We start from the raw sequence: 21,605 nt of genomic DNA, 5'->3' as shown, positions 1-21,605 counted from the left end.
CTCACATCCGGAAGACGCCGAAGCCACGGCGGCCTGCGACGGTCTGGGAGTGCACGGCGGACAACGACAGGCCGAGCACGGTGCGGGTGTCCCGGGGGTCGACGACGCCGTCGTCGTAGAGCTTCCCGGTGACGTAGAAGGCGTGCGACTCCGCCTCGATCTGCTGTTCGATCGCCCGGGTGCGGGCGGCGTCTCCCTCCTCGTCGAACGGTCTCCCCTGCGACGCGGCCGACGCCCGCCCGACGATCGACATCACCCCGGCGAGCTGCGCCGCCCCCATCACCGCGAGCTTGGCGCCGGGCCAGGCGAACATCAGCCGCGGGTCGTAGGCGCGGCCGGACATGCCGTAGTTCCCCGCCCCGAAGCTCGACGCCATGTTGATCGTCAGGTGGGGGACCCGGCTGTTGGTCACGGCGTTGATCATCTTGGCGCCGTCCTTGATGATCCCGCCCTGCTCGTAGTCCTTGCCGACCATGTAGCCGGTGGTGTTCTGCAGGAAGACCAGCGGTGTGTCGGTCTGGTTGGCCAGCAGGATGAACTCGGACGCCTTCTTGGCCTCCTCGCTGAACAGCACGCCGCGGTGGTTGGCCAGGACCCCGACCGGATAGCCGTGGATGCTCGCCCAGCCGGTGACCAGGGACGTGCCGTAGAGCGGCTTGTACTCGTCGAAGTCCGAACCGTCGACGGTGCGGGCGAGGACCTCGCGCGGGTCGAAGGGCACCTTGGGGTCCGGCGGCAGGATCCCGAGGATCTCCTCGGGGTCGTAGCGCGGTGGCACGGGGTCGCGCGCCGGGTCCGGGCCGAGCTTGTGCCAGTTGATCCGCGACAGGATCCGCCTGCCGAGCCGGATGGCGTCCTGCTCGTCGGCGGCGAAGTAGTCCGACAGGCCCGAGACGCGGGAGTGCATCTCGGCGCCGCCCAGCGACTCGTCGTCCGACTCCTCGCCGGTGGCCATCTTGACCAGCGGCGGACCGCCGAGGAACACCTTGGCGCGCTGGTCGACCAGCACCGCGTAGTCGCACATGCCGGGGACGTAGGCCCCGCCCGCCGTGGAGTTGCCGAAGACGAGCGCGACGGTGGGGATCGCCAGCGACGACAGCTCGGTGAGCTCGTGGAAGATCCGACCGGCGGGCACGAACAGGTCCGCCTGGGTGGGCAGGTCCGCGCCCCCGGACTCCACCAGGTTGATCACCGGGAGCCGGTTGATCCGCGCGATCTCCAACGCGCGCAGCGTCTTGCGCAGCGAGTACGGGTTCATCGCCCCACCGCGCACGGTGGGGTCGTGACCGATCACCACGCACTCCACGCCGGACACCGCGCCGATCCCGGTGAGCACCGAGGCGCCCACGGTGAACTCGGTGCCCCACGCGGCCAGCGGGGAGAGCTCCAGGAACGGGCTGTCCGGGTCCAGCAGCAGCTCCAGCCGCTCCCGCACGGTGAGCTTGCCGCGCTCCCGGTGGCGCTGCGTGTAGCGCTCGCCGCCGCCCGCGACGGCGAGCTGCAGCTGCTCGTCGAGCTGGGCGATCACCTCCAGCTGGGCCGCGCGGTTGTGCGCGTAGGCCTCCGCGGAGGTGTCGAGCAGGGATGTCAGCACGGTCATGAGTAGTGCTCCCCGAACCGGTCGCGGACGACGTTCTTCTGGATCTTCCCGGTCGACGTGCGGGGCAGCTCGTCGACGACGATCACGGCCTTGGGCACCTTGTACCCGTCGAGCCGGTCCTTCAGCGCCGTCCGGAGCGCCTCCGGGTCGAGCACCGCCCCGGGCTTCGGGACCACGACCGCGGTGATCGCCTCGCTCCACCGCGCGTGCGGCAGCCCGACGACCACGACCTCGGCCACGTCCGGCGCGGTGTCGTACACGGCGCGCTCGACCTCCAGGGACGCCACGTTCTCGCCGCCGGTCTTGATCACGTCCTTGGAGCGGTCCGCGAACCAGAGCACGCCGTCCTCGCCGAACCGGCCGACGTCTCCGGAGTGGAACCAGCCGTGCCGGAACGCCTCCGCCGTCGCCTCCGGGTTGCGCAGGTACTCCTGCATGGTCGACGGCCCGCGGTAGACGATCTCCCCGGTCGCGCCGCGCGGCAGCAGCGTGCCGTCCTCGGCCATGATCCCGACCTGCACGCCGGTGAGCGGCGTGCCGACGGCGCCGACGTGCGTGAGCTGGTGCTCCGGCCGGAACAGCGTGGTGATCGGGGACATCTCGGTCTGCCCGAAGAGCAGGCTGAACTCGCACCGGAACCCGTCGAGGCAGGCCTTGATCTGGGACTCCGGCATCGCGGCCATGGCGTAGGTGGCGCGGCGCAAGCTGCCGAGGTCCCGCCCGCCGAACGACGGGTGCTCCAGCGCCGCGCGGTACATCATCGGCAGCCCGAACACCTGCGTGATCCGCTCGCGCTCGATCGTGTCGAGGAAGCTCTCGGGCTCGAAGCCGCGGTGCACGTGGATCGTGGCTCCGACGGTGATCGCGGGCGTGCAGAAGGCGTTCAGCTGGGCGGTGTGGAACATCGGCATCATCGCGACGAAGCGGTCCGCCGCGGACCAGCCGTTGTCCAGCGCCGCGGACATCGACTCCAGGTGGATGCCCAGGTGGGTGCCCACGACGCCCTTCGGGAAGGACGTGGTGCCGGACGTGTAGAGGTAGCTCAGCGGGGCGCGGTCCGAGACGTCGACCTCGACCGGGGAGGCGTCCGCGGACTCCAGGTCGGCCAGGGACTCCGCCACCACCACGTCCGCGACGCCGGCTTCGGCGACCGCGGGCGCCGTCGCCTCGACCAGCCCGCGCTCCACCACCAGCCCGCGCGCCCGCGAGTGCCCGAGCACGTAGGCGACCTCGGAGGCCCGCCAGCCCAGGTTGATCGGCACGCAGACCACGCCCGCCTTGGCGCAGGCGTAGTAGACGGCGAGGAACTCGGCGCTGTTCGCCGAGGCCAGGGCCAGCGCGTCCCCCACGGCGTACCCACGCTCGACCAGGCCGCGGGCCAGTCGGTTCACCCACGCGTCGAGCTCGGCGTAGGTCCAGCGCCGGTCCCCGTCGACCACCGCGAGCTGCTCCGGGCGCGCGAACGCGCTGCGGGTGAGCTGGTCACCCACGTTGATCCGCTGGATCAGGGAGCTCATCAGTACGACCTCGGCAGTCCGAGGCTGTGCTGGGCCACGAAGTTGAGCACCATCTCCCGGTTCACCGGGGCGATCCGCAGCAGCCGGGCCAGGCCCCAGTACGGGAGCAGGCCGAACTCCTGCGCCACGCCGTTGCCGCCGTGGGTCTGGATCGCCGCGTCGCAGGCGGCCAGCGCCGCCTCCGCGGCCCCGTACTTGGCCATGTTCGCCGCCTCCCCGGCCGGATGCCCGTGCTGGTGCAGCCACGCCGCCTTGCGGGTCATCAGCGCCGCGAGCTCGGTCTCGATCTTCGCCTTGGCCAGCGGGTGCGCGACGCCCTGGTGGGTGCCGATCGGCTTCCCCCACACCTCGCGCTCGCCCGCGTACCGCGCGGCCCGGGACAGGGCGTAGCGCGCGATCCCGACGCACAGCGCCGCGCCGGTGATCCGCTCCGGGTTGAGCCCGTGGAAGACCTGCCGGAACCCCTGGCCCTCCTCGCCGACCAGCGCGGAGGCGGGCAGCCGCACCTCGTCGAAGTGCAGCGTGAACTGCTTCTCCGGCAGCATGACGTCCACGGGCAGGACGGACTTCTGCAGCCCCGGCGCGTCCGTGGGGACCAGGAACAGCGACAGCTGCCCCTCGTCCCCGGTCCGGGCGACGAGCAGCAGCGCCTCGGCCTCGTCCACCCCGGAGATGTAGTACTTCTCGCCGGTCACCACCCACTCGTCCCCGACCCGGCGGGCCCGGGTGGTGAGCTTGTGGGTGTTCGACCCGGCGCCGGGCTCGGTGATCGCGAAGACCACCTTCCGACGCCCGCTCGCCAGGCCGGGGAGCCACTCCTTGCGCTGGGCGTCGGTGCCGTACTCGACCAGCACCTCGGCCGAGATGGCGTGCGTGACCAGCAACAACAGGATCGGCGCGCCCTGCGCGGCGATCTCCTCGCAGACCAGGGCCAACTCGACCAGCCCGCCGCCGCCCCCGCCGTACTCCTCGGGGACGTTCACCCCCGCGAACCCCGCGTCGCCGAGCGCGTGCCACAGCTCGGTGCACTCGGTGCCCGCCCGGGCGTGCTCGGCGTAGTACGCCCCGCCGAAGGGGGCGGCGATCGCGCCGACGGCGGCCCGAAGGTCGCGGTGCTCGTCGGACTCGGTGAAGTCCACCCTGACTCCCTCTGAAGTGATTTTCCGTTCACTCGTAGCGGACCGTACCGCGAGACTGTCACACTTGGCCAGGTGTCCACCGCACCCTCGCGCACACACCGGCCCCGCCGGGACCCGGACCGCCGCGAGCGCATCCTCGCCGCCGCCGCCGAGCTCGCGGCGCGGCGCGGCTTCCACACCGTCGGCATGGCGGACATCGGCGCCGAGGCCGGGATCGTCGGGTCCGGGATCTACCGGCACTTCGGCAGCAAGGACGCGATCCTGGTCGCCCTGCTCGACCGGGTGATGGAGCGGCTGCAGTCCGGCGCCGAGGAGATCCTCGCCCGGCCCGGCAGCGACCGGGAGCACCTCTCCGCGCTGGTCCAGGACCACATCGCCGTCGCCATCCAGGACCGTGACGTGCTGGCCGTCTACCACAGGGAGATTCACACCCTGGCCGAGGAGGACCGGCGGCGGCTGCGCCGGGCGCAGCGGCACTACGTCGAGGACTGGGTGCACGTGCTCGCCCCGCTGCGCCCCGACCTGTCCGACGGCGAGGTCCGCCTGGCCGTGCACGCGGCCATCGGCGCGATCCAGTCCACGCTGTTCTTCCGCAGCGGCCTCGCCGACGAGCGCCTCGCGGCGCGGCTCGACGTGATGACCCACGCGTGTCTGGGCATCGACGTGAATCCGGAAGTGAATCCGGAGTGACTCGGTTCTTGCCGGAGGTGACCCGCATCACGCATTCTGGGCGGCATGCTGCCTGAGATCCCGCACGGCACCGCGCTGCCCGACGCCGCGACGATCGACGTCGAGACCCTGCGGGGGCGCCGCGCGGTGCACCGCTGGGAGCGGACCTCGGTCGGGGACGTCTTCGAGCGCCTGACCTGGAGCCACCCGGACACCCCCGCGCTCGTCGCCGCCGACGGCGCCTTCGGCGAGTTCCCGTCGGTCACCTACCGCGAGGCGGACGCGGTGGCGAACCGCGTCGCCCACGCGTTGGCGGCGGCGGGTCTGCAGCCCGGCGACCGGGTGCTGCTGATCTGCGAGAACAGCGTCGACGCGCTGCTGGTGAAGATCGGGATCGCGAAGGCGGGCATGGTCGCGGTGCCGCTGAACCCGCAGCTCGCGCCGGACGTGGTGGAGGACCTGGTCCGGCGCACCGAGCCGCGGTTCACGGTGGTCGACGCCGAGCTGTGGGGCCGGGTCGAGCAGGTGTTCGCCGTGACCGGACTCGCGGTGGGCACCACGATCACCGTGGGCGGCGGCCCGGTCGCGGGGAGCCCGAGCCTGCGGACCCTGCTCGCCGACCACCCGGACACCGAGCCCGAGGTCGAGATCCACGGGGACGACGTCTGGCAGCTGCTGTTCACCTCCGGCACCACGGCGATGCCGAAGGGCGTGATGGTCACCCACTCCGCCACGCACCTGGCCGCGCTGAACTTCACGGTGTCACTGACCCGCGGCGTGCGCCACGACTCCGACCTGCGGCTCTGCACGTTCCTGCCGATGATCTACCACGTCGGCGACCAGATCTTCACCTTCTCGACCTGGCTCGCGGGCGGCACCCTCACCCTGGGCAGGCGCCCGGCCCCCGGACCGGTCGCACAGGCCGTCGCCGAGAGCGGGGCGACCGCGCTGTGGGCCGGGTCGCCGCAGTTCGTGGCGGCCCTCGCGGACACCCTCGACCAGCGGCCGGACCTGGACGTCCGCTCGCTGACGATCCTGGTCTACGGCTGGGGCGCGCTGGCACCCGCGCTGCTGGAGCGACTGTCGGCGCGCACGGCGGAGGGCTTCGTCGCGCTGGGGATCTTCGGGCAGACCGAGGCCATCGCGTGCCACCGGTTCTGGCCCAGCCGCTGGCCGGAGGTGCACGCCCGCACCGCGCCCGCCGTCAACTACGTGGGGCTCCCGAGCGGGCTGCTGGCCTCGGACGTCGTGGACGCCGCGGGCGACCCCGTGCGCGACGGCGAACCGGGCGAGGCGGTGTACCGCTCGCCGATCATGACCGCCGGCTACTACAAGGACGTCGAGGCGACCCGGGAGGCGTTCCGCGGCGGCTGGTTCCACTCCGGGGACTCCGCCGCGGTGGACGACGGCGGCCTGCGGATCATGGTCGACCGCTACAAGGACATCGTGAAGTCGGGCGGGGAGAACGTGTCGAGCATCCGGGTCGAGGCGGTGCTGCACGAGCACCCGGACGTGCTGCGGGCGGCGGTGATCGGGCTGCCGCACGCGCACTGGGGCGAGGCGGTGACCGCCGTCGTCGTGCCGCGGGAGGGGCACGAGCCCGAGGCGGACGAGCTCGTGGCCTGGTGCCGCGCGCGGCTCGCGGGCTACGAGACCCCGAAGGCCGTCGTGTTCGCCGAGTCGCTGCCGGACACCGTCGGCGGCAAGATCCTCAAGTACCGGCTCCGGCAGCGCTACGCCGCCCTCTTCGAGGGGGCGCCGACGACCTCCGCCTGAACCCGGCGTCAGGAGAAGGCCGCGGCCAGCGCGTCGGCGCACTCCCGGGCGCCGTCGGCGGGGAGCAGGAGCAGCCCGGGGACCGTGAGCGGCGGGTCGAAGGGCTGCAGCATGGCGCCGCAGGAGGCCAGCCCGGCCTGCTCGCCGTAGACGACCGTCCAGTCCCGGTCGCCCGCCGCGATCTCCACCGCGGTGTCCTCGACCGACCGGACCTCTCGCCCGCGTTCGGGGTCCAGTCCTCCTCGGCGCAGCGGCCGAGCACCGCGGCCTCGAGGGCCGGGTCGGCGGGCAGCCGCAGCCGCAGGTCCTTCAGCTCGCGGACCGCGACCGGGCCGCCCGCCGCCGGGTGGGCGCGGGGCAGCATCACCCGCAACGGCTCCTCCCACAGCCGCACCGACCGCGTCCCCGGGACCTCGCCGCGGACCCGCTCGCGTTCGAGGCGCCCGATCTGCTGGCTGACCGCGGGCTGCACGATGCCCAGCCGCTCGGCCGCGCGACCGAAGTGCAGCTCCTCCGCGACCGCGACGAAGTAGCGCAGCTGCCGGACCTCCACGGGCACCTCCATCACCGATCGTGATCGCTGCACAGGGTAGGTGCTCGTTGCTCGGCGCGGCGGCCGCGAGTGGGCTGGGGACATGCGCATCGGACTGTGGATCGACGAACACCGCCCCTTCCCGGAGGTGGTCGCCGACATCGAGAAGGCGGCCGCGGCCGGCTACGACACGGCCTGGATCGGCGAGCGCGCCGGCTGGGACGCCCTCACCGTGTTCGCCGCCGCGGGCGATCGCGGGATCGGCCTCGGCACGGCCGTGACCACCACCTACCCGCGGCACCCGCTCGCGCTCGCCGCCCAGGCCCTCACCACGCAGGCGGCGACGGGCGGGCGGTTGACCCTCGGGATCGGGCCGAGCCACGGCCCGGCGGTCGAGGACCGGTACGGGCCGGCGTTCGACCGGCCGGGCACCCACACCGAGGAGTACCTGGAGATCCTGCGGCCCGCATTGGCCGGCGCCGCGGCCGACCTGGATGGTCGGGTGCTGACCGGGCGCGGCGGCGTCGTCGCGCCGGGGGTGTCCGCGCCGCCGGTGCTGCTCGCCGCGCACGGACCCCGGATGCTGCGGCTGGCGCGCGACCGGGCGGACGGCGTGCTCACCACGTGGACCACCCCGCGGGCGGTCGCCGAGGAGATCCGTCCCACGGTCGGGGACGACGCCGCGGTCGTCGCGGGGGTCGTGTTCGCCCTGACCGGCGACCCGGACGGCGCCCGCGCGGAGATCGGCGCGGCGTTCGCCCTCGCGAACGACCTGCCCACCTACCGGCGCTGGCTGGACCCTGCGCACCTGACCGGACACCACCGCGCCCGGAACCGGGCGAAACGCCAGGAAACCCGCGTCGAGATGTCCGGTCATTACGGGCCCGCTCTCGGTACGCGGACGTCGGCTTGTCCGGTCCACCACGGGCGTCCACCATTGGGGTATGACGACGACCGCGCCGCGCACCCTTCGTGTGCGCACCCTGCGGTCCTTCGATCTGGAGCGGTTCTGGCCGTCGCGCCGGAGCCACGCGTTCGACGAGGGGTGTCGGTAGGGAGCCGCGTCTCCCCTGCCCAGCACCCGTGCGTCGACCTCCGCCGGGACCCCGGCGATCCGGGGTGCCCGCGCGTCCCCCGGAAGGATCCCGAACCCCGCCATGCACGCCCCCGCCCTGCGCCGCCTCGTCACGGTCGGCGCCGCCGCCCTCGCGGCCGTCGGCCTCGCCGCCGGTTGCTCCCGCGCCGCGGAGACCCCCGCCTCCTCCACCCCGGCGCAGAACACCACCCCCGCGGCCGAGCTGCGCCTCGGATACTTCCCGAACATCACCCACGCCCCCGCGCTGATCGGCGTGGCGCAGAACTTCTACGCCGAGGAGCTGGGCAGCGACACCACGCTGACCACCCAGACCTTCAACGCCGGACCGGACGAGGTGAACGCCCTGCTCGGCGGCTCGCTCGACGCCGGGTTCATCGGCACCAGCCCCGCCATCAACGCCTTCGCCAAGTCCAACGGCGAGGCGATCCGGCTGATCTCGGGGTCCACCCAGGCCGGCGCCCAGCTCGTCACCAGCCCGGACATCACCTCGCCGGAGCAGCTCAAGGGCAAGATCATCGCGACGCCGCAGCTGGGCAACACCCAGGACGTCGCGCTGAAGAAGTGGCTCGGCGAGCAGAACCTGCAGATCGGTGAGGGCCCGGACAAGGTCACCGTCCAGAACATCGACAACCCGCGCACGCTGGACCTGTTCAAGCAGGGCCAGGTCGCGGGCGGGTGGCTGCCCGAGCCGTGGAGCTCGCGGCTGGTCGACGCCGGGGCGAAGGTCCTGGTGGACGAGAAGAGCCTGTGGCCGGACGGCAGGTTCCCGACCACGGTGCTGATCGTGCGCACGCAGTTCCTGCAGGAGCACCCGCAGACGGTCGAGGCGCTGGTCAAGGGGCTGCAGCGGTCGATCGACTTCGCCACGACGAGCCCCGACCAGGCGAAGACGATCACCAACGACTCGATCAAGGCGATCACGAACTCGGCGCTCGCCCCCGCCGTGCTGGACCGGGCGTTCACCGAGCTGAGCTTCGACAGCGACCCGCTCGCCTCGACCTTCCCGCAGCTCGCCAAGGACAGCGTCACCGCCGGGGCCACCCCCACGGAGACGGACGTCCACGGCCTGTTCGAGCTGACCGCGCTCAACTCGGTCCGCCAGGCGGACGGCAAGCCCGCGGTGAACGCCGCGGGCCTCGACAAGCAGGGGTGACCCACGTGACGGTGCAGATGGAGCAGCGCGAGACCGTGAGCACTGCGGTGGAGTTGTCCGGTGTCGGCAAGACGTTCGGGACGGGCGGGTCCGCGGTGACCGCGCTGCGCGACATCGACCTGCGCGTGGCCGAGGGCGAGTTCGTGTGCCTGCTCGGCGCCTCGGGCTGCGGCAAGTCCACCCTGCTCAACCTGATCGCCGGGCTGGACGAGGCGACGACGGGCACCCTCTCGGTGCGCGCCGCCCGGCCGTCGTTCATGTTCCAGGAGGCGGCGTTGATGCCGTGGCTGACCGCCGCGCGCAACGTCGAGCTGGCCCTGCAGCTCGCGGGCCTCGGCAAGGCCGCTCGCCGCGAGCGGGCCGCCGAGCTGCTCGCCCTCGTCCGGCTCGACGGGGTGGGCGACAAGCGTCCGCACGAGCTGTCCGGCGGCATGCGCCAGCGGGTCTCGCTCGCTCGCGCGCTGGCCGCGGCCACCGCGCGCGGCCAGCAGGGGCCGGGCCTGCTGCTGATGGACGAGCCGTTCGCCGCGCTGGACGCCATCACCCGGGACGCGCTGCAGGGTGAGCTGCTGCGCGTCTGGGAGGCCACCGGGACCACGATCGTCTTCGTGACCCACGACGTGCGGGAGGCCGTCCGGCTGGCCCAGCGCGTGGTGTTGCTGTCCTCCCGCCCGGGCACCGTGGTGCGCGAGTGGCAGGTCGACGGGGACGAGAAGGTCCTGCACGAGGAGATCACGGGCCGGCTGCGACAGGTGATCACGAGCCATGCCGCCTGAGCTCGACCAGCGCGACACCGACCGGGACACCCTCGCCGGCCTCGACGCACTGGACACCCCCACCGTCCGCCGCACGTCCTGGTGGCGGCGGCTGAGCAGCTCGGTCCTGCCGCCGGTCGTCGCGCTGGTGCTGATCGTCGTCGTCTGGCAGATCGTCTGGTCGACGGCGGTCCTGCCGGAGTACCAGCTGCCCTCGCCCGCCGCCGTGTGGGACTCGTTCCTGCAGATCGTGGCGGACGGCAGCATCTGGTCGATCCTGTGGACCTCCATCAGCCGGGCCTTCCTCGGCTTCCTGATCGCGCTGGTCATCGCCACCCCGCTGGGGCTGCTGGTGGCGAAGGTGCCCGTGGTGCGCTCGGCGATCGGGCCGCTGCTGTCCGGGCTGCAGAGCCTGCCGTCGGTCGCGTGGGTGCCCGCCGCGGTGCTGTGGTTCGGGCTGACGGACGCCACGATCTACTTCGTGGTGCTGCTGGGCTCCGTGCCGTCCATCGCGAACGGCCTGGTCGCGGGCATCGACCAGATCCCGCCGATCCTGCCGCGGGCCGGGCGGGTGCTCGGCGCGCGTGGGCTCGCCGCGGCCCGGCACGTGCTGCTGCCCGCCGCCCTGCCCGGGTACCTGGCGGGCTGCAAGCAGGGCTGGGCCTTCGCCTGGCGCTCGCTGATGGCCGCGGAGATCATCGCCGCGGGCCCGGCGCTCGGCCTGGGGCTCGGCGCGTACCTGAAGCAGGGCAGCGACTTCAACGACATCGCGGGGGTGTTCTCCGCGGTGCTGCTGATCCTCGTCGTCGGCATCGGCATCGAGCTGCTGGTGTTCCGCCCCCTCGAGCGCCGGGTCCTGGCGGCGCGGGGGTTGGCGCTCACCTGAGGCAGTGGGGAGGGCGCTTACCTGACTCGAACACTCCCCGCACCGAGGGTGCACCCGCGGGCACGATCGTGGTCCGCATGAAGCGAACACTGATCGTGAGTGGCGTCCTGGTCGCCGGCCTGGCTGCGGGTTCGGGCATCGCCCTGGCCGACGGCGGGTCGACGGCGCCGCCGACCACCTCGTCCGCGGCCCCGTCGTCCGGGTCGGGCGCCGTCTGCACCCAGCGGATCCCGAAGGCCCTCGACCGCGTCGGCAAGCTCATCGCGCGGATCGACGGCGACGCCTCCACCAAGGGGTCCACCGCCGCTCTGCAGGCCCGGGCCGCCAAGGCGCGCGCCGCCGGGCGCACCGCACTCGCCGACCTGCTCGACGCCCGCGTGCAGGACCGCCCGCAGCGGTTGCAGGACCTGCAGAACCTGCAGCACCAGCTGACGGACATCCAGACGCGGGACTGCGGGAAGTGAGACGGGGTGCGCTCCTGCTCGGTGTGGTCGGCACGCTGCTGCTCGCGGGGTGCAGCACCGGGTCGACGTCGACCCCACCGCCGCCACCGGCCGCGACCGCAGGCGCCGACACGCCGGAGAGCGCGGACGCCCGGCTCTCCCGGATCGAGTCCGAGCTCGACGCCGTGGAGCACGACCTCGACCTCGACGAACAAGGGGGCTGAGGTCGCCGGCACGATCGGGCCATGACCGACCGGGGCCTCGTGCTCGTCGTCGAGGAGGACCGCGCCATCGCGGACCTCGTCCGCCTCTACCTGCGTCGGGACGGGTACGGCGTGCACGTCGAGGAGACCGGGGAGGGTGGTCTCGCCGCGGTGCGCCGGCTGCGGCCTGCGGCGGTGGTCCTCGACGTCGGGCTCCCCGGGCTCGACGGCATCGAGGTCTGCAGGCGGCTGCGGGCCGAGGACGACTGGACCCCGGTGCTGTTCGTGACGGCCCGGGACGACGAGGTCGACCGCATCGTGGGCCTGGAGATGGGCGGCGACGACTACGTCACCAAACCCTTCAGCCCCCGCGAGCTCGTCGCCCGGGTCCGGACGGTGCTGCGGCGCGCCGCCGCCCGCCCCACGACGGACGAGGAGGTCCTCGAGCTCGGCGGCGTCACGATGAACGTGGACCGCCGCAGGGTCACCGTCGGGGGCGTCGAGGTGGCGTTGACCTCGACCGAGTTCGACCTGCTCGCCCACCTGCTGCGCCGCCCCGGCCGGGTCTTCTCGCGGGCGCAGCTGCTGGGCGCGGTCTGGGGATACACGACGGGCCCCGGCACCCGCACGGTGGACGTGCACGTGGCCCAGCTGCGCGGCAAGCTCGGCCCCGGCAGCCCGATCCGCACCGTGCGCGGGGTGGGCTACGGGGCGGACGCCCCGTGACGACGGTCGCGGTCGTCCCGGCGCGGGCGGCACGGACCGGGTTGGCGTGGCGGATCGCCGCCTGCTGTCTGCTCGTCGCGGTGGTCGCCGTCCTGGTCGCCGCGCTCGTGTCGCTGCGGCTGATCTCGCGGACCGCCGAGGAGGTCACCCGCGCGGTGCTCGCCGACCAGGCCGACGTGGTCGCCGCCCAGCTCGCCGACCCCGATGCGGCGGCGCGGCCGTGGGCCGGTCTGCGGCAGGTGGTGGCCGTGCTGCGGGGGCAGGGGGTGGCCGTCGTCGCGGTGGGCGGGGACCGGCCCGCGTTCGTCGGCACCCCCGACCCCGCGGTCCGGGAGGTGCTGCGCCGGGCGGGCGTCGACGGCTCGCCCGTGACGGCGCCGGTGTCCGCGAGCGTCGGGGGCTGGGTGGTGGAGGCGCGCCCGTCACCGGGGGGTGGGTTCGCGCTGGTCCGCAGCGCGGACGCGGGGCCGCTGCCGAACGGGATGATCCGGCGCAACCTGGGTTTCGCGCTGCTGTCCGGCGCGGGCGTGGCGATCGTGGTCGGGCTCGTCGTGGGTGGGCTCGCGGCCCGGCCGCTGCGGCGGACGGCGCGGGCCGCCCACGCGCTGCGCACCGGCAGGCGGGACGTCCGGGTCCCGGTCCGCGGGCCGAGCGAGGTCGCCGAGGTCGCCGCGGCGGTGAACGACCTCGCCGACGCGCTCGCGCGCAGCGAGGGCCGCAGGCGCGAGTTCCTGCTGTCGGTCAGCCACGAGCTGCGGACCCCGCTGACCGCCGTGCGCGGGTTCGCGGAGTCCCTGGTCGACGGCGTGGCCGACGGCCCGACGGCCGGGCGCACGATCCTCGCGGAGTCCCGGCGGCTGGAGCGGCTGGTCGACGACCTGATGGAGCTGGCGCGGCTGGAGGCGGACGACTTCCGGATCGACACGATGCCCGTGGACCTCACGGCGCTGGTGACCGAGGCGGCCCCGGTGTGGGTCGAGCGCTGCCGGGCGACGGGCGCGGTGCTGAGGGTGGAGGTCGGTGGGCCGGTCCCGGTCGCCGCCGACCCCCGCCGGCTCCGCCAGGTGCTCGACGGGCTCGCCGAGAACGCCCTGCGCGTCACGCCCGCGGGCCGCCCGCTGGTGCTCGCGGCGCGGGCGCCGGGGGTGCTGGAGGTCCGCGACGGCGGGCCGGGGCTCGCCCCCGAGGACTACGCCGTGGTGTTCGAGCGCGGCACCCTGCACGAGCGCTACCGCGGGCACCGGCCCGTCGGTGCGGGTGGCGTCGGCCTGGCCCTGGTGCACGGCCTGGTCACCCGGATGGGCGGGCGGATCACCGCCGCCCACGCCCCCGAGGGGGGCATGCAGGTCACGGCCGACCTCCCGCCACCCTGAGCCGTTGTGGAGCCACGACTGTCGTTTCGGGCACCGAAGACGACAGTCGTGGCTCCACACTGCGGGGGGGTCAGGGCTTCGGGCTCAGGGCGAAGCCTTCGGGGATGACGAGGTCGTCCCGGGAGAGCTCGTCGATGCCGGACTTGCCCAGGCCGAGCAGGGTGGAGTCGATGCCCTGGCGCAGGACCTCGAGCACGTTCATCACGCCGTGCTGGCCCGCCGCCGCCATGCCCCACAGGTAGGCGCGGCCGATCAGCACGGCCTTGGCACCCAGGGCGAGGGCCTTCACCACGTCGGACCCGCGGCGGACGCCGCCGTCCATCAGCACCTCGATCTGGTCGCCCACGGCGTCGACGATCGCGGGCAGGGCGCGGATCGAGGCGGGGGTGCCGTCGAGGTTGTTGCCGCCGTGGTTGGACACCGAGACGGCGGTGACGCCGGCGTCGACGGCCCTGCGCGCGTCGTCCGGGTGCATGATCCCCTTGACGGCGAACGGGCCGCCCCACTGCTCCCGCAGCCAGGCGACGTCCTCCCAGGTCACCGGCGGGGTCTGCATCCACTGGAAGTAGGCGCCGAAGAAGGTCGGCGGCTTCTCGTCCCCGATCGCGAGGTTCGGGGTGGTGAGGTCGGGGAGCTTCCCGCTCTTGGCGAAGTCCCACAGCCAGCGCGGCTTGCGCAGCACCTCGGGCGCGAAGTGCAGGGCCGCCTTGAGGTCCACCTTCTCCGGGATCATCGGGGCGTCCCAGTCCCGCGCCGAGTCGAACGACCAGTCCAGAGTCATGATCAGACCCTTGGCGCCCGCGGCCTTGGCCCGCTCCGCGCGGGCGAGCAGCTGGTCGCGGGAGCCGACCCAGTACATCTGGAAGAACGTCTTGTCGTTGACCGCGGCGACGTCCTCGATGCTGCGGGAGGCGAAGCTCGACAGCCCCATGGCGACGCCCGCCCCGGCCGCGGCGCGAGCGACCGCCACCTCGCCCTCCGGGTAGACGGCCTGCACGCCGGTCGGCGAGATGATCACCGGCATCGAGAGCTCCTGGCCCATGACCGTGGTGCCCTTGGCCCGCTCGGCGGGGGCGTCGGCGATGCGGGGGCGGAATCCCAGCTCGTCGAAGGCCGCGACGTTGTCCGAGATCGTCAGGCCCTTCTCGGTCCCGGCGACCAACGCCAGGTAGACCGACCGCGGCAGCCGCTTCTTCGCTCGCCGCTGGGCCTCGGCGACCGTCTCGAACCATTCCTTCGTGCTGGCCATCTCGCCTGCCCCTTCGCAGCTGGACGTCTCTGGTGGCCGCCACCCTACTATTTCGGCACTCAGTGCCATAGTGGGTTGCGGGCAGACCCTGTCCGAAGCGACGGGACACACCTGGACACACGAACGGCCCGCGACCGGAGAGGTCGCGGGCCGTTCGGGGCGGGGATCTAGTCGGCGCGGCGCAGCGGCGGGTTGCGACGCAGGGCCGACCGCGTCACCGAGAGCTCGTGCGCCACCTCGGCGGCGATCAGCTCGGCGTGCAGGTCCACCTGGTACGGGTCACCCGACAGGGCCCGGTGCCGGGTCACCAGGTCCTCGAGGGAGTCCAGCAGGCGGGTGACGATCTCCGTGCGGCGGTCGTCCCGGGTGGGCTTCGGCAGCCGGACGGTCGGGGGTTCCTGACTGGGGACCGACGGCCTCGGTGCCGTGCGGTCGTCTGTCGGGGCGGTCATGACGTGCTCCTACGGGGCGGACGGATCAGGGTGGCTGGTGCGGTGGCCGACGTGGTGGACCGACACAGCGCGCTCGACGTCCGCAGGTGGTCGACGGTGCGACGACGGATCAGGCGCTTCTGGTTGCGCATCTCGTTCTCCGGAAGCGACGACGGGGACGGCGGTCAACGACCGCGACACCAGCCGTGCACGACGTGGCCGACGCGCAGCACCGAGCGGGGCGCGCGAGGCGCCCGACGCTCACCACCGTTGTCGACCACGTGACCAGGCTGCCCTTCCTCCCGCTGCGCGGCAACCGATTTCGGTGACGAAGGGTCAAGGTCACAACCGGGAACCATCGCGCTCCCCCGCACGTCTCGGGCGCCATGGGCCCTCTGGGGGACACGCTCGGTGACGCCCGAGCCGTCAGACGGGCTGCGGCACGGCCCGCGCCACGACCCGCTCGGCGTGCGTGGGCGGGTCCGACGGGACCCCCTCCGGACGGCGCGCCTCGAACTCCGCGCGCAGCGTCGGGAGGATCTCGCCGAGCAGGTCGAGCTGCTCGAGCACCGTCTTCTCCGGCAGGCCCGCGTGGTCGACGAGGAACAGCTGGCGCTGGTAGTCGCCGAAGTGCTCGCGGAAGGTGAGCGTGCGGTCGATCACCTGCTGCGGGCTGCCGACGGTCAGCGGGGTGCGCTCGGTGAAGTCCGCCATCGAGGGGCCGTGGCCGTAGACCGGGGCCTCGTCGAAGTACGGCCGGAACTCGTTCCAGGCGTCCTGGCTGTTGCGGCGCATGAAGAACTGTCCGCCGAGCCCGACCGTCGCGGTGTTCGCCGGGCCGTGCCCGTGGTGTTCGAACCGCTGCCGGTAGAGCCCGATCAGCCGCGTGTAGTGCTCCGGCGGCCAGAAGATGTTGTTGGCGAAGAAGCCGTCGCCGAAGTAGGCGGCGATCTCCGCGACCTCGGGCGTGCGGATCGAGCCGTGCCAGACGAACGGCGCGACGCCGTCGACCGGGCGCGGCGTGGAGACGAACCCGTGCAGCGGGGCCCGGAAGCGGCCCTCGAAGTCGATCGGGCCCTCGGCGTCCCAGAGCGCCCGCAGCAGCTGGTAGTTCTCGACGGTGAGCGGCACCGAGTTCTCGATCTCCTGGCCGAACCACGGGTACACCGGGGCGGTGTTGCCGCGGCCGAGCATCAGGTCGACCCGCTCGGGGCCCGCCAGGTGCTGCAGCATGGCGAAGTCCTCGGCGATCTTGACCGGGTCGTTCGTCGTGATGAGCGTGGTGGACGTGGACAGCACCAGCCGCTCCGTGCTCCCGGCGATGTAGCCGAGCAGCGTGGTGGGCGACGACGGGACGAACGGCGGGTTGTGGTGCTCGCCGGTGGCGAACACGTCCAGCCCCACCGCCTCGGCGTGCCGGGCGTAGCGGACCATCGCGCGGATCCGCTCGTGCTCGGACGGCGTGACGCCCGTCGTCGGATCCCGGGTGACGTCCCCGACCGTGAAGATCCCGAACTGCATCTCTCCCCCTCTTGTTGCAACGGCAATCATCTCAACGGTGAGCGGTCGTCTGGTGTTCCCCGGCGGTCCGCGGGCAGGCACGGCCCCCGCGGCGCGCCGGGCGGCGTGCCGTCCACCGCGCGGGACGGGATAGCCGTCGACCGGTCGTCGAGGGACGGAACGCCCTTCGCTAGCGTTGTGCCCGCAGTCACCCACTGGTGTCGGGGATGGACTCTCCGGCGTCGGTGACGGACCACGTTCTCCGGCCCGTCGCCCGCCGCGAACCCGCGAGGAGGAGGCCACGTGAGCACCCAGCTCTCGGATGGACTGACGGTCCTGGCCGTCGACGACGAGGAGCCTGCGTTGCAGGAACTCGCCCATCTGCTGGGAGAGGACGCACGGGTCGGCACGGTGCTGACGGCGCCGGACGCCACCGAGGCGCTGCGGATCCTGGGCTCGCGACCGGGTGCCAACCCGGGCGAGTCCGGTGTGGACCTGGTGTTCCTCGACATCCGGATGCCGGGACTCGACGGTCTCGAGCTCGCCCGGGTGCTGTCGGCCATGGCCGCGCCGCCCCCCGTCGTCTTCGTGACCGCCCACGACGACCGCGCCGTGGACGCCTACGAGATCGGCGCCGTCGACTACCTCCTCAAGCCGCTGCGCTCGGAGCGGCTCGCGGGCTCCATCGACCGCACCATCGCCAGCCGCGCCGGGGTCCGGCCCGCCTCCGCGCCCAGCGCCCCCGCCCCGGCCGGTCGCCCCCCGGCGCCGCAGCCGCCGGAGGACGAGGTGATCCCCGTCGAGCTGGCGGGCACCACCAAGCTCGTCCCCCGCTCCTCGGTGCGTTTCGTCGAGGCCCAGGGCGACTACGCCCGCCTGCACACCACCGAGGGCAGCCACCTCGTCCGCATCCCGCTGTCGGTGCTCGAGGAGCGCTGGCGCGAGGCGGGGTTCGTCCGGATCCACCGCGCCTACCTCGTCGCGCTGCCGCTGATCACCGAGCTGCGGCTGTCCGGCTCCGGCTACGTCGTCCGCATCGGGCACGGCCCCGGCACCCCGGAGCTGCCGGTCTCCCGCAGGCACACCGCGGCCCTCAAGCGGATCCTGCGCGGCCGCCCGCCCCGCGAGGACGGCCCGACGGGCCCGCTGGCCCGCATCCGCTGAACCGGCGAGCGAGCAGAAGGTCACGGATCGTCACGATTCGCCCCGGCCGACCCCTCCTGTCCGGCTCGCGCGAGGCGGCCGGGTCCCGGTCGCCGCATCGGTCGTGCCCACAGCGCGACAGCCGTAGTGAGCTGCGCCGGACGGCCGCCGAGCCGGTCGCGTTCGGCCCACCCGGGCGAACGCCGTGGGCCGCTCGGGGCCGTCGTCGCCGGCAACCGGTAGGGGCGCCCGAACCGAGGTGGTGACGGGCAGTATCGTCTCGGCCATCTCGCCGTGGAGATTCCGACCGTGAGGACGGCAGGAGCACCCCCGCGTCTGCCGTGACCACTCCGAGCCACTCACGTGCCGGCCCGACCGCAGCCGCATGTGCAGAAAGGGGTGTCCCGGTGGCCGACGACCCGCGACGCGGACGCTCCGACGCACGCCCGGTCGAGGCGCCCCCCTCCCCCGACGCCCGCGCCGCCGACCCCCGCGCCGCCGACCCCCGCGGTCCCGACGGGCACCGCGGTCCCGACGGGCACCGCGACCGACGCCCGCCCCGCCCGGACGAGCCCTGGCCCCGGCGCGCCGACCGGTCGCACCCCGAGCCACCGCCGCGCGCCGACCCGCCCTGGACCTCGGGCCGCCACGCCCAGCAGCGGCCGGGCGTCCCGGGCCCCGGCGGGGCCGTGGCGCCGCGGGGTCCCGGGGCCCCCTCGCACGGCCGCGGAATGCCCGGTCCCGACCGCAGCGGCCCGGCGGGTTACGCACCGCCGGGACGCGGGGGGACGGGCAGCGGGCCCGGCGGTGGAGCCCGCGGACCGGCGGCCCCGAGCCGACCCGGCGGCGCCCCCGAGCGCAGTGGATCGGTGCGCGGCGGTGCGGACCCCGGCGCCCAGAGCCTCGAACGCAGCGGCTCGGGTCCGGGCGGTGCGGGTCCGGGCGGCCCGGGTCCCGGCGGTGCGGGTCCCGGCGGCCCGGGTCCCGGCGCACCGGGGGGTCCCGGCGCACCCGGGGGGCGCGACCGCAGCGGATCCGGCGCGCCCGGTGCACCCCGCCGCCCCGACCCGAACGGCCTGCGCAGCCCTGACAGCCGACCCGCACCCGCGGGCCCCGGCCCCGGCTCCCCCGGCTCCGACCGCCGCCCCGCGCTCGACCCGAACGGTCCCCGCGACCGCTCCGCGCCCGGCGACCGGCCCGGCGACCGCAGCACCCCCGGCGACCGCTCCGCTCCCGGCGACCGCTCCGCTCCCGGCGACCGCTCTGCTCCCGGCGACCGGCGGGCGGCCGCCGGACCGGGCGCCCTCGACCGCAGCACGCCCCGCGGCCCGGCGGGCACCGGCGCCGACCGCAGCAGCTCCGACCGCAGCGCCTCCCGCGGCGGGCCGGTCGTCCCCGCCCCCGGCGGCCCCGGCCGCCCCACGGGCGACCGTTCGGCGCCCCCGCGCGGTCCCCGCGACAGTGGTCCCCGCGACGGCGACGACCGCCCCGGAACCGCGCGCCCGGTGGGGCGCAGCGGCCGCGGCGCCCCACCGGGCGTCCCACCCCAGAACCGCCGCGCCCCCGTCGGCGCGGGCAGCGCCTCGGACGCACCCACCGCGCTCACCGACCGAGCCGACCGAGCCGACTGGGGCGGCCGCTCCCGAACCGGCACCGGCACCGGCACCGGCACCGAGGCTCGCGCCACCGACCGTGCCACCGATCGCGTCGCCCGCAGGCGGGCCGAGGCGACGGCCGAGACCGCCGCGGCCTCCCCGGCCGCGAAGCGGCGCGACCGCACCGCCCGCCGGACGCTCGGCGCGGCGCTGGCCACCACCGCCGCGTCGACCCTCGTCCCCGGCTCCGGGCACCTCCTGCTGCGCCGCACCCGCACCGGGGCGGTCATCCTCGGCCTGTTCCTCCTGCTCGTGGCGGCCGCGCTCGTCGTCGCGTTCACGCTGCGCCGCACCACCCTCGTCGAGTCGGTGCTGTCCACCTCGGTCCTCGCCGCGGCCGCCCTCGCGGCGCTCGCGATCGGACTGGCGTGGGTCGCCGTCGTCGCCCGGACGTACGCGCTGGCCCGCCCGCGGAACATGGGGCTGGGCAAGAAGATCCTCGGCACCGGCACCGCGGCGGTGCTGTGCATGGCCGTGGCGGTCCCGTTCGGCTACGCCGCGGACCTCGCCAACTCCTCGCGGTCCCTGCTCAACGAGCTGTTCGACGGCGGCCCCGGCGGCACCGACGCGACCGTGGCGCTCGGCAAGGACCGGCTGAACGTCCTGCTCCTGGGCAGCGACGCCGGACCCGACCGCACCGGCACCCGCACGGACACCATGATGCTGGCGAGCATCGACACCACGACCGGACGCACCACCCTGTTCGGCCTGCCCCGCAACATCCAGCGCGCCGAGTTCACCCCGGGCACCCCCATGGCGAAGGAGTTCCCGAACGGCTTCCACGACCCGAGCGACCCGCTCTCGGGGAACTACCTGCTCAACGCCGTGTACGCCTACGCGCACGAGCACCCGGCGCTCGCGCCGAAGGGGCCGACCGACGACATCGGGCTGAACCTGCTGCAGGACTCGATCTCCTACATGACCGGCCTGCCCATCGACTACTACCTCGAGGTCAACATGGCCGGGTTCTCCAGCCTGGTCGACGCGATGGGCGGGGTCACGGTGAACGTCGGGCCCACGCCGATCCCGATCAACGGGGTCACCGCGGACGGGCGGCACGTCAAGCCGGACGGCTACATCCAGCCGGGCGTCCAGAACCTCGACGGCGAGGAGGCCCTCTGGTTCGCCCGCTCCCGCCGCGACAGCACCGACTACGACCGGATGAGCAGGCAGCGGTGCCTGATCAACTCGGTGCTGGAGCAGAAGAGCCCCGCGGACCTGATCGCGAACTTCCAGTCGGTGGCCACGGCCACCAAGGAGAACGTCGACACCAACATCCCCCAGCAGGTCCTGCCCGCGCTCGCCGCGCTGGCCGGGGAGGGGTTCAGCCTGCAGAGCATCGCCTTCGACCCCAGCCTGCCGGACCCGTCCGAACCGGACGGCAAGTTCAACACCGGCCGCCCGGACGTCGAGTACATGCGCCGGGTCGTCCAGGAGGCCCTCGACCCGCCCGCACCCGCGCCCACGTCCGCGGCGGCGCCCTCGGCGCCCACCACCTCCCCCCGGGCGGAGTCGACGGCGACCTCGGGCTCGGACGAGACGGCGGAGGGCCGGGCGGCGCCCAGCGACCTCGCGCAGTCGTGCGCGGCCACCGCGGCCGGCGCCACCGACCAGGGACCGGACACCGGCGGGAACTGACACCCCGTTCGCGCACCGGACACCCCGGGGCAACACACGGCGTGCACGGCGGCGTCTACGCTCTCTGCTGCGCGCGGTCCTGCGACGATGCCCGGGCTGCGGTACACCAGTGTCCGGTACG

General features: G+C 74.1%; 18 protein-coding genes and 2 pseudogenes. 12 read left to right on the top strand and 8 right to left on the bottom strand.

Features of this window, described 5'->3' with window-relative positions:
- Window position 1: 1 nt before the first annotated feature.
- From BLS43_RS20095 to BLS43_RS20085, 3 genes are read right to left on the bottom strand one after another with little or no spacing between them, the layout of a single operon-like run.
- Window positions 2-1,600 (bottom strand): acyl-CoA carboxylase subunit beta, encoded by a 1,599-nt coding sequence (locus BLS43_RS20095; RefSeq protein WP_093087287.1) that lies wholly within the window; start codon window positions 1,598-1,600, stop codon window positions 2-4.
- Complete coding sequence (locus BLS43_RS20090) at window positions 1,597-3,117, bottom strand: AMP-binding protein (RefSeq protein WP_093087285.1); 1,521 nt, start codon at window positions 3,115-3,117, stop codon at window positions 1,597-1,599. Before BLS43_RS20090 ends, BLS43_RS20095 begins: the two co-directional genes overlap by 4 nt.
- A complete protein-coding gene (locus BLS43_RS20085) occupies window positions 3,117-4,256 on the bottom strand; it encodes an acyl-CoA dehydrogenase family protein (RefSeq protein ID WP_093087283.1) in 1,140 nt (379 codons plus the stop codon). The genes BLS43_RS20090 and BLS43_RS20085 overlap by 1 nt, the downstream gene beginning before the upstream one ends.
- Window positions 4,257-4,328: 72 nt before the next feature.
- On the opposite strand from BLS43_RS20085, the gene BLS43_RS20080 reads away from it, so the two are divergent.
- Together BLS43_RS20080 and BLS43_RS20075 are read left to right on the top strand one after the other, a co-directional pair.
- Entirely contained in the window at window positions 4,329-4,946 is a 618-nt protein-coding gene (locus BLS43_RS20080; RefSeq protein WP_093087281.1) for a TetR/AcrR family transcriptional regulator, read from the top strand.
- Between the two features lie 45 nt (window positions 4,947-4,991).
- Window positions 4,992-6,701 carry an AMP-binding protein gene (locus tag BLS43_RS20075; protein WP_093087279.1) on the top strand — a complete coding sequence of 570 codons (1,710 nt, stop codon included), beginning with the start codon at window positions 4,992-4,994 and terminating at the stop codon, window positions 6,699-6,701.
- 8 nt (window positions 6,702-6,709) lie between these two features.
- Here the strand turns inward: BLS43_RS20075 and BLS43_RS31255 are convergent, their stop codons facing one another.
- Window positions 6,710-6,889 carry a hypothetical protein gene (locus BLS43_RS31255; RefSeq protein ID WP_176921426.1) on the bottom strand — a complete coding sequence of 60 codons (180 nt, stop codon included), beginning with the start codon at window positions 6,887-6,889 and terminating at the stop codon, window positions 6,710-6,712.
- 197 nt (window positions 6,890-7,086) lie between these two features.
- Window positions 7,087-7,254, bottom strand: a pseudogene (locus tag BLS43_RS31250) (LysR family transcriptional regulator); the annotation flags it as partial.
- An 82-nt stretch (window positions 7,255-7,336) separates the two neighbouring features.
- On the opposite strand from BLS43_RS31250, the pseudogene BLS43_RS32095 reads away from it, so the two are divergent.
- The 8 genes and pseudogenes from BLS43_RS32095 to BLS43_RS20030 form a co-directional block, all read left to right on the top strand.
- Window positions 7,337-8,062: pseudogene (locus BLS43_RS32095) on the top strand (LLM class flavin-dependent oxidoreductase); the annotation flags it as partial.
- A gap of 328 nt (window positions 8,063-8,390) precedes the next feature.
- Window positions 8,391-9,482 carry an ABC transporter substrate-binding protein gene (locus BLS43_RS20060; RefSeq protein WP_093087277.1) on the top strand — a complete coding sequence of 364 codons (1,092 nt, stop codon included), beginning with the start codon at window positions 8,391-8,393 and terminating at the stop codon, window positions 9,480-9,482.
- Window positions 9,483-9,499: 17 nt separating this feature from the next.
- Window positions 9,500-10,258, top strand: coding sequence for an ABC transporter ATP-binding protein (locus tag BLS43_RS20055; protein ID WP_093087397.1), 759 nt, complete (start codon window positions 9,500-9,502; stop codon window positions 10,256-10,258).
- Entirely contained in the window at window positions 10,248-11,123 is an 876-nt protein-coding gene (locus BLS43_RS20050; RefSeq protein ID WP_093087275.1) for an ABC transporter permease, read from the top strand. The genes BLS43_RS20055 and BLS43_RS20050 overlap by 11 nt, the downstream gene beginning before the upstream one ends.
- Before the next feature lie 77 nt (window positions 11,124-11,200).
- Window positions 11,201-11,587, top strand: a complete 387-nt coding sequence (locus BLS43_RS20045; RefSeq protein WP_143030131.1) for a hypothetical protein — start codon at window positions 11,201-11,203, stop codon at window positions 11,585-11,587.
- Entirely contained in the window at window positions 11,584-11,790 is a 207-nt protein-coding gene (locus BLS43_RS20040) for a hypothetical protein (RefSeq protein ID WP_093087271.1), read from the top strand. The genes BLS43_RS20045 and BLS43_RS20040 overlap by 4 nt, the downstream gene beginning before the upstream one ends.
- A 21-nt stretch (window positions 11,791-11,811) precedes the next feature.
- The gene (locus BLS43_RS20035) at window positions 11,812-12,495 is read left to right on the top strand and encodes a response regulator transcription factor (protein WP_093087269.1); all 684 of its coding nucleotides are present in this window, start codon (window positions 11,812-11,814) and stop codon (window positions 12,493-12,495) included.
- Entirely contained in the window at window positions 12,492-13,868 is a 1,377-nt protein-coding gene (locus tag BLS43_RS20030; RefSeq protein ID WP_245707620.1) for a sensor histidine kinase, read from the top strand. The genes BLS43_RS20035 and BLS43_RS20030 overlap by 4 nt, the downstream gene beginning before the upstream one ends.
- Before the next feature lie 70 nt (window positions 13,869-13,938).
- Here BLS43_RS20030 and mftD read toward each other — a convergent pair whose 3' ends face one another.
- The 3 genes from mftD to BLS43_RS20015 form a co-directional block, all read right to left on the bottom strand.
- Window positions 13,939-15,117, bottom strand: coding sequence for a pre-mycofactocin synthase MftD (gene mftD / locus BLS43_RS20025; RefSeq protein ID WP_093087267.1), 1,179 nt, complete (start codon window positions 15,115-15,117; stop codon window positions 13,939-13,941).
- 167 nt (window positions 15,118-15,284) lie between these two features.
- Entirely contained in the window at window positions 15,285-15,569 is a 285-nt protein-coding gene (locus BLS43_RS20020; RefSeq protein ID WP_093087265.1) for a hypothetical protein, read from the bottom strand.
- Between the two features lie 405 nt (window positions 15,570-15,974).
- Window positions 15,975-17,069 (bottom strand): CE1758 family FMN-dependent luciferase-like monooxygenase, encoded by a 1,095-nt coding sequence (locus tag BLS43_RS20015; protein WP_093087263.1) that lies wholly within the window; start codon window positions 17,067-17,069, stop codon window positions 15,975-15,977.
- A gap of 282 nt (window positions 17,070-17,351) precedes the next feature.
- Here BLS43_RS20015 and BLS43_RS20010 point away from each other — a divergent pair, with 282 nt between their 5' ends.
- A complete protein-coding gene (locus tag BLS43_RS20010; RefSeq protein ID WP_093087261.1) occupies window positions 17,352-18,212 on the top strand; it encodes a LytR/AlgR family response regulator transcription factor in 861 nt (286 codons plus the stop codon).
- 848 nt (window positions 18,213-19,060) lie between these two features.
- On the top strand, window positions 19,061-21,484 hold the full coding sequence (locus tag BLS43_RS20000; protein WP_093087257.1) for an LCP family protein: 2,424 nt from the start codon (window positions 19,061-19,063) through the stop codon (window positions 21,482-21,484).
- Window positions 21,485-21,605 lie beyond the last annotated feature (121 nt).

Source organism: Pseudonocardia oroxyli (genome assembly GCF_900102195.1).
Taxonomy (GTDB): domain Bacteria; phylum Actinomycetota; class Actinomycetes; order Mycobacteriales; family Pseudonocardiaceae; genus Pseudonocardia; species Pseudonocardia oroxyli.
The sequence above is the reverse complement of the archived record's forward strand: the minus strand, read 5'-3'. Positions and strand labels throughout refer to the sequence as shown.